Origin of the sequence: Comamonas sp. AG1104, from assembly GCF_003350425.1 — a bacterium.
GTDB classification, from domain to species: domain Bacteria; phylum Pseudomonadota; class Gammaproteobacteria; order Burkholderiales; family Burkholderiaceae_C; genus Comamonas; species Comamonas testosteroni.
In genome coordinates this window covers 320,058-335,911 of sequence record NZ_QQAS01000004.1, presented here as the reverse complement: position 1 = coordinate 335,911, position 15,854 = coordinate 320,058, and the positions used below count along the sequence as shown (strand labels likewise).

Below are 15,854 nucleotides of genomic sequence, written 5' to 3'. Positions count from 1 at the left end.
TCTATGGGCACATTACCCGGCCCCTGTGCTCTTGCGGACGATGAAATCGGATTTTGGATTGTAGGCCGAGCGCTATCAAAAAAAGAGGGGTTGCAGCTCGGCGTTTAAGGTCAAACAGCCATGACCGTTCAATAACAATGCAAACGAAATCATAGCATTATGCAAATATTGCATGATGCACAGAGATATGATTCTTGTTGACCTTTGTTTGCCTGCCTCTCTGAAAGCTTCTGCCCATGCTGCCCCGCCACAACGACCCGATTGCCGCCATCGCCACCGCCCCCGGGCGTGGAGCCGTTGGCATTGTTCGGGTCTCCGGCAAAGGCATTGCTGCGCTGGTACAGACGCTTTGCGGCAAGGCGCTGAAACCGCGCGAAGCGACTTATCTGCCTTTCAGGGACGCAGGCGGCTCGCCCATAGACCATGGCCTGGCCATCTATTTTCCCGGCCCGCACAGCTACACGGGCGAGGATGTGCTGGAGCTGCAGGCCCACGGCGGCCCAGTGGTGCTGCAGCTGCTGCTGGCGCGCTGTCTGGAAGCAGCACAGAGCGCCAATGAAGATGGCAAGCCAGTGCTGACTGGACTGCGCCTGGCCCAGCCCGGCGAGTTCACCGAGCGCGCCTTTCTTAACGACAAGATCGACCTGGCCCAGGCCGAGGCGATTGCCGACCTCATCGATGCAAGCACCGAAGCGGCCGCGCGCAGTGCCAGCCGCTCGCTGTCCGGCGCGTTCTCGCAGGAAATCCATGTGCTGCGCGATGCTCTGGTGCATCTGCGCATGCTGGTGGAGGCCACACTGGACTTCCCCGAAGAGGAAATCGACTTTCTGCAGAAGGCCGATGCCTTTGGCCAACTCGAGCGCCTGCGCGCCCAGGTCACTGCCGTGCTGGCACGCGCCCACCAGGGCGCGCTGTTGCGCGAAGGCATCAAGGTGGTGATCGCCGGCCAGCCCAATGCGGGCAAAAGCTCGCTGCTCAATGCGCTGGCAGGGGCCGAGCTGGCCATCGTCACTCCGATTGCCGGAACCACGCGCGACAAGGTGCAGCAGACGATTCAGATCGAGGGCGTGCCCCTGCATGTGATCGACACCGCAGGCCTGCGTGACAGCGATGACGAGGTGGAGCGCATCGGCATTGCACGCGCCTGGGACGAGATTGCAGCAGCCGATGCCGTGCTCTTCCTGCATGACCTGACCCGCGTGGAACAGGCCGACTATGCGGCAGCCGATGCCGATATCGCCCGCACCCTGCAGGACAGGCTGCCCGCGCAGGTGCCGGTCATTCATGTCTGGAACAAGACCGATATGGCGGCTGCCGACGTGCAGTCCCGCCACACCGCCCAGCTCAATGCCGAGCAGATCGCCCTGTCTGCCCGTACCGGCGACGGCCTGGATGCGCTGCGCAAGCGCCTGCTGGAAGTGGCGGGCTGGCAATCCGCCCCCGAAGGCCTGTACCTGGCCCGCGCCCGCCATGTGGAAGCCCTACAGGCCGTGGATGCCCACCTGGAGATGGCCGACGAGCAGTTGGCTGCGCAATCCGCCCATCTGGACCTGCTGGCCGAGGAGCTGCGCCTGGCCCAGCTGTCGCTGAACTCGATTACCGGCGAATTCAGCTCAGACGACCTGCTGGGGGTGATCTTCTCCAGCTTCTGCATCGGCAAGTAAGGCAGCAGGCCGGCTCGCCGCCCGTTCGAGTGGGCATAAAAAAACGCCACCTTTTCAGGTGGCGTTCTTGTTGGCGCTGGCGCCGTGCTTACTTGCCTTCGGCAGCCTTGCCGAACTTGGGCAGGTTGAACTGAGGCGGCACGCCCATGCGCTTGTTGATGATCCACTGCTGAGCGATCGACAGAATGTTGTTCGTCAGCCAGTACAGCACCAGACCCGAGGGGAAGAAGAAGAACATCACGCTGAACATCAGCGGCATGATCCACATCATCTTGGCCTGCATGGGGTCAGGAGGAGCGGGGTTCAGGGCGGTCTGCAGCAGCGAGGACAGAGTCATCAGCAGCGGCAGGATGAAGAAGGGATCCGGCACCGAAAGGTCATGAATCCAGCCAATCCAGGGTGCGTTGCGAATTTCCACGCTGGACTGCAGCACCCAGTACAGAGCCATGAAGACAGGAATCTGAATGACGATGGGCAGACAGCCGCCCATGGGGTTGACCTTCTCCTCGCGGTAGATGCGCATCATCTCCTGCTGCATCTGCTGGGGCTTGTCCTTCAGACGCTCGCGCATTTCCTGAATGCGGGGGTTGATGGCCTTCATCTTGGCCATCGAGGAGTAAGCCTTGGCGTTGAGCCAGTAGAAGGCGATCTTCAGCAGCACCACCAGGGCCACGATGGACCAGCCCCAGTTGCCGATGAACTTGTGAAGCTCGGACAGCAGCCAGTACAGCGGCTTGGCCAGAATCGTCAGCCAGCCATAGTCCTTGACCAGTTCCAGACCGGGCGAGAGCTTTTCCAGCATGGGCTCAATCTGAGGACCCGAGAACAGGCGCGAGCTCACGGTCTTGGTCTGGCCGGGCTCCACCGTGCCCACGGGCGTGATCATGCCCACTGCATAGAGGTTGTCGCCCACCTTGCGCACGAAGTTGTCGCGCTGGATGCCGTCGGCCAGCAGCCAGGCGCTGGCGAAGTAATGCTGCACCATGGCCACAAAGCCATTGGGAGAGGCCTTGTCGACCTCGGCCTTGCCGCTTTCGATGTCCTTGAACTCGACCTTGTGGTACTTCTTGGCGTCGGTATAGACGGCAGGACCGGTGAAGGTGGAATAGAAGCTGGACTCATGCTCGGGCTTGTTGCCGTCGCGCACCAGCTGCATGTACAGCTGGGGGTTCACGGCGGTCGAGCCAGTGTTGACCACATCGTGCTGCACATCGACGGCATAGGAGCCGCGCTTGAGCGTGAAGGTCTTGATCAGCTTCACACCGCCCTGGTCGGCGGACTCGAAGCGCACTTGCACGCTGTCCTGACCATCCTTGAGCTCGCGCTCGCCGGGCATCACGGTCATGGGAGTCTTGTGCGTGGGGAAGTTGCCGCCGATCAGGCCGGTCTGACCCAGGTAAACGCGCTTGGCGTTTTGCTCGAACACCTGCATGAGCTTCTTGTCATCCGTGGTGTCGGAGTACTTGAGCAGCTCGGAAGCTTTTAGCGTGCCGCCTTCGCTGTCGAAGGTCAGACGCATCACATCGCTGCCCACGATCACGTCCTGACGGGGCGTCACGGCTGCTGCGGGCTGAGCCGCGGCATTGGCAGCACCGGGCACATCGCCGGCAGAAGCGGCAGCGGCGGGCTGGGGCACGCTGACGTCAGCAGGCTTGGCATCAGCCGCAGCAGGCGCGCTGACCGTCTGCGGCGATGGGAAGAAGGTGGGCTTTTTGCCGTTATGGATTTGCCACTTGTCCCAGAGCAAAACCATGGAAAAGCCAAATATCACCCACAGTATGGTGCGGCGAATATCGTTCATGAAGACTTCTTAGGTGAGGAAGGTTGGGTGGTCGCGGAAGAGTCCGAGGCATTGTCCAGAAAGGAAAACAGCCTGGGCTTTTGCTGTGGCACGGGATCATGCCCTCCGTCACACCACGGATGACAACGCGCCAGCCGGCGCACCGTCAGATAAGAGCCTACCGCAGCGCCGTGTTGCTCCAGCGCTTGAAGGGAATAGGCCGAGCAGGTCGGCTCGAAGCGGCAGGCCGAGCCCAGCCAGGGACTGAGCAGCAGCCTGTAGCCACGCACTACAGCCATGAGCAGTCGCTGCATCATGGCTGGTTCTCCGGCTGATTAGCTATTGAATCAGTAGCTTCTTGCGCTTTGCCATCAATGGCTTGAGGTGTATTCTTCTTCAAATCCACCTCCGCCTCAGCGGCCTGACGGGCCTGCGTCAGGCGGCGCGCCCCGGTCGCAAAAAGCTGTTGCAGTTCCTTGCGGACCGCTGCCTTGAGCTGATCCGAAGTTGCACTGACGAATTGCTTACGGTCAAACCCCGAGCGCAGGCGCACCACATAGGAAGCACACAGCAGGGCGTCTTCGTAGTCCGAGGACACCGCATAGATCTGGCGCTTGATGGTGTGGCGCGTGACAGAGCGGCGTGCCCAGCGCTTGGGCACCATGGCACCCAGCCAAGCCTGCTTGCGCACGGCACCAATGCCAAACAGGGCCTGCGGATCGTTCGATCCGGGCCCTGTCCTGGGGTTGGCAACCATGTCGGGAACCTCGGCCACCAACTCCATGCGATGCAGGGCGAAGTGCGGGGTACGGGCAATCGTGCCCGCGGACATGGTGGCCTGGAATTGCGGACGCGTTTTCAGCCTTTGCATAGGAGAGCCTCCGTTCAGAGGCCTTCAGCGCAGCGAATGAGCAGACCGCTAGCCAACGCCGGCCTTAGACGGCCAGACGCTTGCGGCCCTTGGCGCGACGTGCGTTGATCACGGCACGGCCACCCTTGGTCTTCATGCGGACCAGGAAACCGTGGGTACGGGCGCGGCGGATCTTGGAAGGTTGGTAAGTACGTTTCATGTTGGTTCCTTGAGAAGGTTCAGTATTTGCGTCGGCAAGGCGCCATGTTCGCGCCCGACCATTCCGGTTTTGCGCCGCACACTGTCACCGCCAAACCCGATATTTTTTCACATGCTGTGCATGTCATCGGGCCAGAGGGCAACAAACGGAACAAAGCACCCGCCACAGCTCCTAAAGCAACTGGGCGCGCGCGCACAAAAAAGGCGCCCGGCTCATATCACCCTGAACACATTCAGGGAAACCGGGGATTATCACAGCGTTGCGCCTTTGATGCAATGACCCTTGAATTTGCTAAGGACTCGCGGGGTATCCCGTCAAGCACCTGCGTGGCCCAGAGATTCTTTACAAACAGCAGGCTGCCAATCTATTAGGATGTGCAGCCTATAACGCACCGGAGTCGGGGACAGCCTTCTGATATTTTGTGGATAACTTCCGCAAAAGCTACAATACCAACCCCGCAACTGTTCCTCCTATTCACAATTAGACTTTTGACAATGACAGAGGAACCAACCAATGATGCAGGCCAGGCCCTGTGGCAGGTCTGCGTTGAGCAACTGGGTCAGGAGCTGCCAGAGCAGCAATTCAACACCTGGATCAAGCCGCTGACGGCACTCGTTGCAGAAGATTTTTCCAAGGTCACCGTCTATGTGGCCAACCGCTTCAAGCTGGACTGGATCCGTGCCCAGTATGCGGGCCGCATCTCGGCCATGCTGGAGTCGCTCTACGGCCAGCCCGTCACTCTTGAGTTAGCACTCGCTCAGCGCGAAAGCGTTGTACGCACTTATGTGCGCCCTCCGTCGTCGACACAACAGGCTGCGCCTCAGACGCACAATGTCGCTGTGCCCACCGTCACCAGCGAAGAGGCCAGCGCACCGGTTTTCCGCACCCGATTAAACCCGGCTCTCACCTTCGAGACACTGGTCGAAGGTACGGCCAACCGCATGGCGCGCTCGGCCGCCATGCATGTGGCAGGCTCGCCCGGCCACCTCTACAACCCGCTGTTCATCTACGGCGGTGTCGGTCTCGGTAAGACCCACCTGGTGCATGCTGTGGGTAACCAGCTGCTCAAGGACAAGCCCGACGCCAAGATTCTCTACATCCACGCCGAGCAGTTCGTCTCGGATGTGGTCAAGGCTTACCAGCGCCGTACCTTCGACGAGTTCAAGGAACGCTACCACTCGCTCGACCTGCTGCTGATCGACGATGTGCAGTTCTTCGCCAACAAGGACCGTACGCAGGAAGAGTTCTTCAATGCCTTCGAGGCCCTGCTGGCCAAGAAGAGCCATATCGTGATGACGTCCGACACCTACCCCAAGGGTCTGGCCAATATTCACGAGCGTCTGGTCTCGCGCTTCGACTCCGGCCTGACGGTGGCCATCGAGCCGCCCGAGCTGGAAATGCGCGTGGCGATTCTGATCAACAAGGCCCGCGCCGAGAACGCCGACATGCCTGAGGAAGTCGCCTTCTTCGTGGCCAAGAACGTGCGCTCCAACGTGCGTGAGCTCGAAGGCGCGCTGCGCAAGATCCTGGCCTATTCGCGCTTCAACCAGAAGGAAGTGTCGATCCAGCTGGCGCGCGAGGCGCTGCGCGATCTGCTCAGTATTCAGAACCGCCAGATCTCTGTGGAAAACATCCAGAAGACGGTGGCTGACTACTACAAGATCAAGGTAGCCGACATGTACAGCAAGAAGCGCCCGGCCAGCATTGCCCGGCCGCGCCAGATTGCCATGTACCTGGCCAAGGAGCTGACGCAGAAAAGCCTGCCCGAGATCGGCGAGCTGTTTGGCGGCCGCGACCACACCACGGTGCTGCACGCCGTACGCAAGATTGCGGGCGAGCGCCAGACCAACACCGAGTTGAACCAGCAGCTCCATGTGCTGGAACAAACGCTCAAGGGTTGATGAAAACTCCCCCATGAATGTCACTCACACAGGGCAAAATGGGGAATTCACGCGGCATGAGGGAGCGTCCGCCCTGCCCTGCGGACGCCGCCGCGTCAAAACAAATGCGCACTTAAATCACTGAGGTTGACATGATCGTCCTGAAAGCCACACAAGACAAAGTTCTCGCGGTCCTGCAATCGGTGGCCGGCATTGTCGAGCGCCGCCACACGCTGCCCATTCTGGCCAATGTGCTGATCAAGAAGACCGGCAATGCACTGCAGCTGACAACCAGCGATCTGGAAATCCAGATCCGCACCACGGCCGAGCTGGGCGGCGACGCCGGCGACTTCACCACCACCATCGGTGCCCGCAAGCTGATCGACATCCTGAAGACCATGCCCGGCGACCAGACCGTGAGCCTGGAGACGCAGCAGTCCAAGATGATTCTGAAAGGCGGCAAGAGCCGCTTCACGCTGCAGACCCTGCCCGCCGAAGACTTCCCGCTGGTGCAGGAATCGGCCGCCTTCGGCCCCGCCTTCAGCGTGCCGCAAAAAGTGCTCAAGGACCTGCTGGGCCAGGTCTCCTTTGCCATGGCCGTGCAGGACATCCGCTACTACCTGAACGGCATTCTGTTCGTCGCCGAAGGCAACACCCTGAGCCTGGTGGCCACAGACGGCCACCGCCTGGCCTGGGCCAGCGCCACGCTGGATGTGGAAGTGCCCATCAAGCAGGAAGTGATTCTGCCGCGCAAGACCGTGCTGGAGCTGCAGCGCCTGCTGTCGGACGCCAGCGGCGAGAACCAGCCCGTCATCGAGATGCAGTTCGCCAACAACCAGGCCAAGTTCACCTTTGGCGGCATGGAGTTCGTGACCAAGCTGGTCGAAGGCAAGTTCCCCGACTACAACCGCGTCATCCCGCGCAACCACACCAACAGTGTGACCCTGGGCCGCGCCCCGCTGCTGGCATCGCTGCAGCGCACGGCCATCATGACCAGCGACAAGTTCAAGGGCGTGCGCCTGTCGGTCGAGCCCGGCACGCTGCGCGTGGCGTCCAACAACGCCGAGCAGGAAGAAGCCATGGACGAGCTCGACATCGACTACGGTGGCGACACCATCGAGATCGGCTTCAACGTGACCTACCTGATCGATGTGCTCACCAACATGAGCCAGGACATGGTCAAGATCGATCTGCAGGACGGCAACAGCTCGGCTCTGGTCACCATCCCCGAGAACGAAAGCTTCAAGTACGTCGTGATGCCCATGCGCATCTGAGTGGACCGAACGCAGCCAGCCATTTCATTGCCTGAAATAACAGGAGCAGCTACCACTCGTCCTGTAATGATTTCAGGCAAGTATTCATTTGAAAGTTATGCAGGTCAGGCGCCAACAGCTCCTGATCTTGTAGCAGCAAGGTAATTTCATGACCGAAGAGAACAAGCCAGACACCCAGACCGCCGCAGATGCAGGCGGCTATGGCGAAGGCGCAATCCAGATCCTGGAAGGCCTGGAAGCCGTGCGCAAGCGCCCAGGCATGTACATCGGTGACACCTCGGACGGCACCGGTCTGCACCACCTGGTCTTTGAGGTCGTGGACAACTCCATCGACGAAGCGCTGGCCGGCTACTGCGACGACATTCTGGTCACCATCCACGCCGACGGCTCGCTGTCCGTGATCGACAACGGCCGCGGCATTCCTACGCGCGTGAAGATGGACGACAAGCACGAGCCCAAGCGCTCGGCGGCCGAAATCGCCCTGACCGAGCTGCACGCCGGCGGCAAGTTCAACCAGAACAGCTACAAGGTCTCGGGCGGCCTGCACGGTGTGGGTGTGTCCTGCGTGAACGCGCTGTCCATCTGGCTCAAGCTCACCGTCAGCCGCGACGGCGTGCGCCATGAAATCGACTTCTCGCGCGGCTTTGTGCAAAACCGCCTGATCGAAGTCGTGGACGGAACCGAAGTCTCGCCCATGCGCGTGGTCGGCCCCAGTGACAAGCGCGGCACCAAGGTGCACTTTCTGCCCGACCAGGAGATCTTCAAGGAGAACTTCGAGTTCCGCTATGAAATCCTGGCCAAGCGCCTGCGCGAGCTGTCCTTCCTGAACAACGGCGTGCGCATCCGCTTGAAGGACGAACGCGACGGCAAGGAAGACGACTTCTCGGGCGCCGGCGGCGTCAAGGGCTTTGTGGAATTCATCAACGGCACCAAGAAGGTCCTGCACCCCACCACCTTCTACGCCGAAGGCACACGCCCGGCAGAGACCTATGGTGGCATTCCCGGCACCGAAATCGGCGTCGAAGTCGCCATGCAGTGGAACGACAGCTACGCCGAGCAAGTCCTCTGTTTCACCAACAACATTCCCCAGCGTGACGGCGGCACCCACCTGACCGGCCTGCGCGCCGCCATGACCCGCGTCATCGGCAAGTACATCGCCGACAACGAACTCGCCAAGAAGGCAAAGGTCGAAGTCACCGGCGACGACATGCGCGAAGGCCTGTGCTGCGTGCTCAGCGTGAAGGTGCCCGAGCCCAAGTTCTCCAGCCAGACCAAGGACAAGCTGGTCAGCTCCGAAGTCCGTGCGCCCGTGGAAGACATTGTCGGCAAGCTGCTCGCCGAGTTCCTCGAAGAAAAGCCCAACGACGCCAAGATTCTCTGCAACAAGATTGTGGAAGCTGCCCGCGCCCGTGAAGCCGCGCGCAAGGCCCGCGAAATGACGCGCCGCAAGGGCGTGCTGGACGGCATGGGCCTGCCCGGCAAGCTGGCCGACTGCCAGGAAAAAGATCCTGCGCTGTGCGAAATCTACATCGTCGAGGGTGACTCCGCCGGCGGCTCCGCCAAGCAGGGTCGCGATCGCAAGTTCCAGGCCATCCTGCCGCTGCGCGGCAAGATCCTGAACGTGGAAAAGGCCCGCTACGAAAAGCTGCTGTCCAGCCAGGAAATCATCACCCTGATCACCGCCCTGGGCACCGGCATCGGCAAGGTCAGCGAAGACTCGGGCAAGAGCAGCAGCGACGACTACAACCCCGACAAGCTGCGCTACCACCGCATCATCATCATGACCGACGCGGACGTGGACGGCGCCCACATCCGTACCCTGCTGCTGACCTTCTTCTACCGCCAGATGCCCGACCTGGTCGAGCGCGGCCATATCTACATCGCCCAGCCGCCGCTGTACAAGGTCAAGAACGGCAAGGAAGAGCTCTACCTCAAGGACGGCCCTGCCCTCAACAAATACCTGCTCAAGATCGCGCTGAACCATGCCAGCGTGAACACCGGCGGCGACAATCCGCGCACCGTGGAAGGCGAAGAGCTGGCCAAGCTGGCCAACATGCACCTGGCCGCCGAAACCGTCATCGAGCGCCTGTCCAACTTCATGGATGCCGAAGCCCTACGCGCCATTGCCGATGGCGTGCAGATCAAGCTCGACACCATCGAGCAAGCCCAGGAGTGCGCCCCGATTCTGGAAGCCAAGCTGCGCGAGCTGACCACCACCGGCGTGCCTGCCGATGTGACGGCCGAGATCGACCCCAACAGCGAGCACCCCATCCTGCGCATCAGCCGCCATCACCACGGCAATATCAAGAGCTCCATCCTGACCCAGGAGTTCGTGCGCAGCCATGACTACGCCGCCCTGTCCGACGAAGCGCAGAACTTCGTCGGCCTGCTGAGCGAAGGCGCCAAGGTCACGCGCGGCGAAGGCGAGAAGGCCAAGACCGAAAAGGTTGGCGATTTCCGTCAGGCCATGGCCTGGCTGATCTCCGAAGCCGAGCGCACCACGGGCCGCCAGCGCTACAAGGGTCTGGGTGAAATGAACCCCGAGCAGCTCTGGGAAACCACCATGGACCCCAATGTCCGCAGTCTGCTGCAGGTCAAGATCGGCGACGCCATCGAGGCCGACCGCGTCTTCACCATGCTCATGGGCGACGAGGTCGAACCGCGCCGCAACTTCATCGAAGACAACGCGCTGCGTGCGGGGAATATCGACGTTTGATTTTTGCCCAGGCGTAGGGCGCCAAATTAATTGCGACTGGGTGACACAGTTGCCGCGAATGGGCTAGCTATTGGTGGGTGAGCATCAAAAAAGCCCCGCAACTCAACAAAGTTACGGGGCTTTTTTGCGGTGCGAGGTCTGAATTACAGGTTGGCTGCAGCCGTCGCCTATCGACTGTGGATTCAACCGATGGATGCAACACATTCGTTAAACATCTTTTCCAGAGATCCCACATCAGGGCCTTCTGAGCTTCGGTGTAGTAAGTCCGCGGTCTTTGCTTCATGCCAACACTCCATCCGCCAGATGGCAGTCATTGTGTTGCATTGACCAGTTAAATCCACAACCCAAATCAGACAGCCAAATTACTAACGATTGAGTTAAGCGGCGCAAAGCAGTCCGCCTTGAACGAAATGTTAGGCCTAAGCGGACTCGCTGATCCGTAGAATTTTTGGTTCGTCCTCGGAAAGGACACTAACGCAATCAGCATCTCCGGCAACCAGATATTCCTTGATGCTTGAATAGAAACCAGACTGCATGAGTGGTGAGTGAGGAAGTTGCTGGCTAAGCCAGCCACCTTCAACTACTTCATATACGACCGAGTTACTTGTGCCATCCAAGAGCTCAACAGAGATATGCCAGAACTCGGGGGTGTCTCGCTCGTCGAGCACCCTAACGCCAGTCGGGTTGTTAAAGATGACTCGCCACTGTCCATCCCATGGAGAGAATGTTGCGACGGTGATTGTCAGTGCACCATCCAGCTCAACACTCAGCACTCGCTGTTCTTTGGAGGGAGTGGGTGAGCCCAATCCTCGGAGCTTCGTTGTTTTTTTCATGAGGCTAACGAGATTCAGAGGACACGCAACAGGCAAGTCTAGTTCGCCTAATACTGTATGAGTGCGCAACTTGACAGGCAAATTAGCTGTTGTCATGTTTAGACAAAACTAAAAATTTGATCTCAGTCTTGGTGTGAATGCTGTAAGCCACGGTCCGAAGGACTGCTCCTGGCCGGTCTGAGACATTCACCAACACAGCAGCCTGAGTCGCACTAACTGTGTCACATCCTTGCCCAGTCTCAGCAACTTTGGCGGCTTGCGAGCTGATGCTGTGGCGTCGTCACGCATCTCTACAGTGAGGACAGTCTCACTATTTGTGGCGGCTTACGCCTGGTGCAAAACCCGAAAAAAGGCCAGCGTCAGCTGGCCTTTTTTATTTCAGCCTCTGCACCGAAGCCCTGGCCTTCACGCGCTCGAAATGGGCCGCCACACGCGGGAATTCGGCGATGTCCACGCCGTCGCCCTTGAGCCAGCCGGCCACGGTGTAGAGATAGCCGTCGGCCACGGTGAACTGCTCGCCCATCACCCAGGTCTTGTCGCCCAGATAGTGCTGCTCGATCACGGCAAAGCATTCGCGCATGTTCTGCGGCACCTTGGCGCGCATGGAGGCCTGGGCGGCCTCGTCGTCGGCCCAGCGCGAGGCGCGCGGACGGTGAGCGTGGGCGATGTGCGCGGTCGATGCCAGATAGGCATTGAACTCCTGCATCTGCGCCAGCGCAAAGGGATCATGGAGCGGAGCCAGTCTTGCCTGCGGATGGGTCTGCGCCACGTACAGCAGCAGCGCAGGAGTCTCGGTCAGCACGCCGTGTTCCGTGGCCAGCGCGGGCACTCTGCCCTTGGGGTTGATGCTCAGGTATTCGGGGCTGCGCTGCTCGTTGTCGGCAAAGCTCAGCGTCTTGAGCGTGAACTGGGCATCGGCCTCATAAAGCGCAATCAATACGGCCTGCGCGCAGGTGCCAGCTGCGTAGTAAAGCGTGGTTTGGCTTGCCAAAATCGTTCTCCCGTGGATGGTGATGTGCCTATGCAGTGTAGGCTGCTGCGCAGCCGGCTCAATCCCATGAACCGGGTCTGCTCATAGCAATGGCGCAAGGCAGACATCGACATCTCATGGCAGCATCGCGCTTCTGCCAGAAGTGCCCCACCCGAAATGAAATCCTCCATCCGCATTGTTGACGTCGACCGCCTGGAAACCTGGAGCAAGTACAAGGCCGGCATGTGTGACAGCTGCGCGGCCAATTGCTGCACCATGCCGCTGGAGGTACGCCTGCCGGATCTGGTGCGCCTGGAGCTGGTGGACCCGTTTGAGGTCGAGAACATCGAGCCCAAGCTGATCGCCAAGCGGCTGCTGAAGATGCGCCTGATCGACCACTTCAACCCCAAGCACGAGATCTTCACCATGGCCCGCCGGGCAGGCGGAGACTGCAATTTCCTGGACAAGAACACGCGCCGCTGCACGGTCTATGAAAAGCGCCCGGAGACCTGTAGATTGCATCCCAAGAAAGGGCCCAAACCGGGCTTCTGTGCCTACGGTAACAAGGCGCTTTCATAGCAGCAAGCCGCCTTCAATTCCTGGCAAGATCGGGGCATGGAGACATCACAAAAGGGCCAGCCTTGGAGCACAACAGAAGTTCGGGCAACCGTCCAAAGTTATCTGAACATGCTGCAGCAAGAGCTGGCCGGGCAACGCTACAACAAGGCGGCTTGCCGACAGCTTCTATTCCAGCAACTGAACGGTATCCGATCGCCTGCGTCCATTGAATTCAAGCACTGCAATATCAGTGCAGTCATGCGTCTTCTTGGCTACCCTCACATCAAGGGTTATCAGCCGCGGTTCAACTTCCAGTCGCTGCTGATGGAGGAAGTCGAATCCCAGCTTCAGCAATGCCAGGCGCTGGAGGCCATCGTGCAATTTGCCGTGACTCAACCGGCAGTTGAGTACCTCGCTCCGGCATTCGACACTGTGCAGCAAGAGCCCCCGAAGCGCACGCCCAAAGCGGCTGAGCCCACCGCGACTTATGCCCTGCACAGTGCCGCTAAACGTGACTATCTGGCTCAGGAAGCACGCAATCGTTCACTGGGTTTGGCCGGCGAAAAATTTGTGCTGGCTTATGAGCAATGGCAGCTTGAAAAGCAAGGACTGCACAAGCTGGCAAGCAGGGTCGAGCATGTTGCCGAGTCGCTGGGGGATGGACTGGGTTTTGATGTGCGATCCTTCGACCTGCACGGCAAGGAAAAGCTGATCGAAGTAAAGACCACCAGCTTTGCCAAAGAAACGCCATTTTTTGTCACACGCAATGAGCTGCAGGTGTCACAGCAAGAATCTTCTCGCTTTCATCTATACCGTCTTTATGACTTCAGAAAGCGCCCTCAGTTGTTTGATCTCCCAGGAGCGATCGACAGCCATTGCCAGTTGGATGCACAAAGCTATCGCGCCAGCTTCTAACGACGAGACTCCGATCTCACCCTTACGCCACGGCAGGCAACCAGATGCGCGCCACCATGCCTGGATGGGCGTTGTGAAAACTGAGCTTGCCGCCATGCAGCTGGACAATGGCCAGCACGCTGGCCAGGCCCAGTCCGTAGCCCGGGCGATCCGATTCCGCGCGGTAGAAGCGGGTAGTCATTTTCTCCAGGGTCTGAGGATCTGCGCCCGGTCCCTGGTCCTGCACGGTGATCTCCACCCCCCATGCGCCATCGCTGCCCTGCTCCTGCGCAGGGGCCGCACGCAGCAGCACGTCAGCGCCATGGATATCGTCGGTTGACGCTCCGTATTTAATAGCGTTATCAACAAGATTGGAGACAGCACTGGCCAACAAGTCACCATCGCCCAGGGCCTGCACACCTTCCTGCACATCCAGCCTGAGAATGCCCCCGGCGTCTTCCACCAGTGGCTCGTAGAAGTCCACCACATCGACCAGCAAGGCCTGCAGATCAACCGGCGCAAAGCTCTTGCGACTGGCTCCGCTTTCCACTTCGGCAATCTGCAAGAGCTTCTCGAACACCACACCGAGTTCAGCGACTTCTTCGGCCACCAGCGCCAGCGTGGCGGACTGCATTTCGGGGCTGGCCTGCTGCGCGTTGCGCAGGCGCAGCAATATGCGCGTCAGCGGCGTTCTGAGGTTGTGCGCAATGCTGTTGGAGACATGGCGTATGCCTTCCATCAGCTGCTCGAGCCGATCGAGCATGGCGTTGATATCGCGGTTGAGCAGCGTGAATTCATCACCGCGCTGATCGACCGGAATGCGCTGTCGCAAATCGCCCGCCGCAACGCGCGACATGGTGTTGCGAATGGCTGCCGCGCGCTCATCCACCACACGCCTGAAGACCATGGCACCTATCAGGGCCATGATGCAGGCAGCAACGGCCGCCAGCAAGCTGGCCTGACCGAACAGCTCCTCCATGTCGCGCTGCAGCTGCATGTCGCTGCCTACGGCCAGCAGATTGCCATTGGGCATTTCGACCACGGCAACCCGGCCCACCATCAGCCGCCCGTTGCGCTTCACGGTCAGCTCACGCACACCCATGATGCTGAGCTTGCGCGGAGGATAGACCTCGGCATTGCTGACAATGGTCTCGCCTTGCGGGTTCATGAGAATGAGGATTTCCGTGTCGGTATTCACACCGTCACGAATGGTCTGCAGTATCTCGCTTTCCAGCGCTCCAGGGCCGTATTTGGCCGAGTGCTCGGTCAGTCTGCGCACATGGTTCTCGGCCTGCTTGTCGAGCCTCACCCGCACCACGCCGACGGTCTGGACATAGAAGACGGCCAGCACAATGGCCATGGTCAGCACCATGAGGCCGCCATAGCTGAGTGCCAGCCTGAAGGCCAGTGAACTCCAGGGTCTGGAGCGCATCATCAGACCACCTCGGGCAGGTCTTGCGGCTGGTCCGAAAGGCTGTAGCCCACACCGCGCACGGTATGGATGAGAGGCGTGGCAAAGCCTTTGTCCACCTTGCTGCGCAGGCGGCTGATGTGCACGTCGATCACATTGGTCTGCGGATCGAAGCGGTAATCCCAGACCGACTCCAGCAGCATGGTGCGCGTGACGATCTGATGCGCATGCTGCATGAGAAACGCCAGCAGACGGAACTCGCGCGGCTGCAGCGAAAGCGGCTGGCCGGCGCGCTCGGCACTGCGTGAAATCAGGTTGACGCGCAGATCGGCCACCTGCATCTCGCGTGTGGGAGCTGGTATCTGTGCGCGGCGCACCAGGGCTTCGAGCCTTGCCGATAGCTCGGAAAATGCAAAGGGCTTGGTCAGATAGTCATCGCAGCCGGCCTTGAGCCCGCGCACTCTCTCATCCGTGGCAGACAAGGCGCTGAGCACCAGCACCGGCGTCTGCTTGCCCATGGAGCGCAGTGTCTGCAGAATCTGCAGCCCGTCAAAGCCATTGGGCAACATGCGGTCGAGGATGATGACATCCCAGTTCTCGCCAACAGCCTGTGCAATGCCTTGCACGCCGTCACCGCAGACGCTGACATGCGCGCCTTGCTGGCGCAACCCTTCAGCGATGTAACGCGCGTTGAGCGCATCGTCTTCGATGATGAGGTAGCGGTACATGCTGAGTCTGTCTCTGGCCGTTGGTGGACAGACACTATAAGCCGTTGCCTCCACCTTCGCAGCCGGAGATGCAGCG

General features: G+C 60.1%; 14 protein-coding genes. 6 read left to right on the top strand and 8 right to left on the bottom strand.

Features of this window, described 5'->3' with window-relative positions; translation table 11 throughout:
• Positions 1-236 precede the first annotated feature (236 nt).
• A complete protein-coding gene (mnmE, locus tag DFO48_RS13375; protein ID WP_114863694.1) occupies positions 237-1,664 on the top strand; it encodes a tRNA uridine-5-carboxymethylaminomethyl(34) synthesis GTPase MnmE in 1,428 nt (475 codons plus the stop codon).
• Between the two features lie 88 nt (positions 1,665-1,752).
• Here the strand turns inward: mnmE and yidC are convergent, their stop codons facing one another.
• The 4 genes from yidC to rpmH form a co-directional block, all read right to left on the bottom strand.
• On the bottom strand, positions 1,753-3,465 hold the full coding sequence (gene yidC, locus DFO48_RS13370) for a membrane protein insertase YidC (protein WP_114863693.1): 1,713 nt from the start codon (positions 3,463-3,465) through the stop codon (positions 1,753-1,755).
• Complete coding sequence (gene yidD / locus DFO48_RS13365; RefSeq protein ID WP_003060017.1) at positions 3,462-3,761, bottom strand: membrane protein insertion efficiency factor YidD; 300 nt, start codon at positions 3,759-3,761, stop codon at positions 3,462-3,464. The genes yidC and yidD overlap by 4 nt, the downstream gene beginning before the upstream one ends.
• Positions 3,758-4,315 carry a ribonuclease P protein component gene (locus tag DFO48_RS13360; RefSeq protein ID WP_114863692.1) on the bottom strand — a complete coding sequence of 186 codons (558 nt, stop codon included), beginning with the start codon at positions 4,313-4,315 and terminating at the stop codon, positions 3,758-3,760. The genes yidD and DFO48_RS13360 overlap by 4 nt, the downstream gene beginning before the upstream one ends.
• 64 nt (positions 4,316-4,379) lie before the next feature.
• Positions 4,380-4,514 carry a 50S ribosomal protein L34 gene (gene rpmH, locus DFO48_RS13355; RefSeq protein WP_003060014.1) on the bottom strand — a complete coding sequence of 45 codons (135 nt, stop codon included), beginning with the start codon at positions 4,512-4,514 and terminating at the stop codon, positions 4,380-4,382.
• Between the two features lie 494 nt (positions 4,515-5,008).
• Here rpmH and dnaA point away from each other — a divergent pair, with 494 nt between their 5' ends.
• The 3 genes from dnaA to gyrB all read left to right on the top strand — a co-directional run bounded on the left by dnaA (position 5,009) and on the right by gyrB (position 10,384).
• Positions 5,009-6,415, top strand: coding sequence for a chromosomal replication initiator protein DnaA (gene dnaA, locus DFO48_RS13350; RefSeq protein WP_003064795.1), 1,407 nt, complete (start codon positions 5,009-5,011; stop codon positions 6,413-6,415).
• A gap of 131 nt (positions 6,416-6,546) precedes the next feature.
• Positions 6,547-7,668, top strand: a complete 1,122-nt coding sequence (gene dnaN / locus DFO48_RS13345) for a DNA polymerase III subunit beta (protein WP_003064798.1) — start codon at positions 6,547-6,549, stop codon at positions 7,666-7,668.
• 148 nt (positions 7,669-7,816) lie between these two features.
• Positions 7,817-10,384, top strand: a complete 2,568-nt coding sequence (gene gyrB, locus DFO48_RS13340; RefSeq protein WP_003072120.1) for a DNA topoisomerase (ATP-hydrolyzing) subunit B — start codon at positions 7,817-7,819, stop codon at positions 10,382-10,384.
• Between the two features lie 419 nt (positions 10,385-10,803).
• Here gyrB and DFO48_RS13330 read toward each other — a convergent pair whose 3' ends face one another.
• Positions 10,804-11,217 (bottom strand): hypothetical protein, encoded by a 414-nt coding sequence (locus DFO48_RS13330; RefSeq protein WP_034347926.1) that lies wholly within the window; start codon positions 11,215-11,217, stop codon positions 10,804-10,806.
• A gap of 373 nt (positions 11,218-11,590) precedes the next feature.
• A complete protein-coding gene (locus DFO48_RS13325; protein WP_003072117.1) occupies positions 11,591-12,208 on the bottom strand; it encodes a glutathione S-transferase family protein in 618 nt (205 codons plus the stop codon).
• Positions 12,209-12,364: 156 nt separating this feature from the next.
• Between DFO48_RS13325 and DFO48_RS13320 the strand changes: the two genes are divergently transcribed.
• On the top strand, positions 12,365-12,766 hold the full coding sequence (locus tag DFO48_RS13320) for a YkgJ family cysteine cluster protein (protein ID WP_003072116.1): 402 nt from the start codon (positions 12,365-12,367) through the stop codon (positions 12,764-12,766).
• A gap of 36 nt (positions 12,767-12,802) precedes the next feature.
• Positions 12,803-13,660: a DUF3883 domain-containing protein gene (locus tag DFO48_RS13315; RefSeq protein ID WP_233506392.1), complete on the top strand. Its 858-nt coding sequence runs from the start codon at positions 12,803-12,805 to the stop codon at positions 13,658-13,660.
• A 22-nt stretch (positions 13,661-13,682) separates the two neighbouring features.
• On the opposite strand, the gene DFO48_RS13310 is transcribed toward DFO48_RS13315, so the two are convergent.
• The gene (locus tag DFO48_RS13310; protein ID WP_003072112.1) at positions 13,683-15,074 is read right to left on the bottom strand and encodes a HAMP domain-containing sensor histidine kinase; all 1,392 of its coding nucleotides are present in this window, start codon (positions 15,072-15,074) and stop codon (positions 13,683-13,685) included.
• The gene (locus DFO48_RS13305) at positions 15,074-15,778 is read right to left on the bottom strand and encodes a response regulator transcription factor (RefSeq protein WP_003065317.1); all 705 of its coding nucleotides are present in this window, start codon (positions 15,776-15,778) and stop codon (positions 15,074-15,076) included. The genes DFO48_RS13310 and DFO48_RS13305 overlap by 1 nt, the downstream gene beginning before the upstream one ends.
• Between the last annotated feature and the right edge of the window lie 76 nt (positions 15,779-15,854).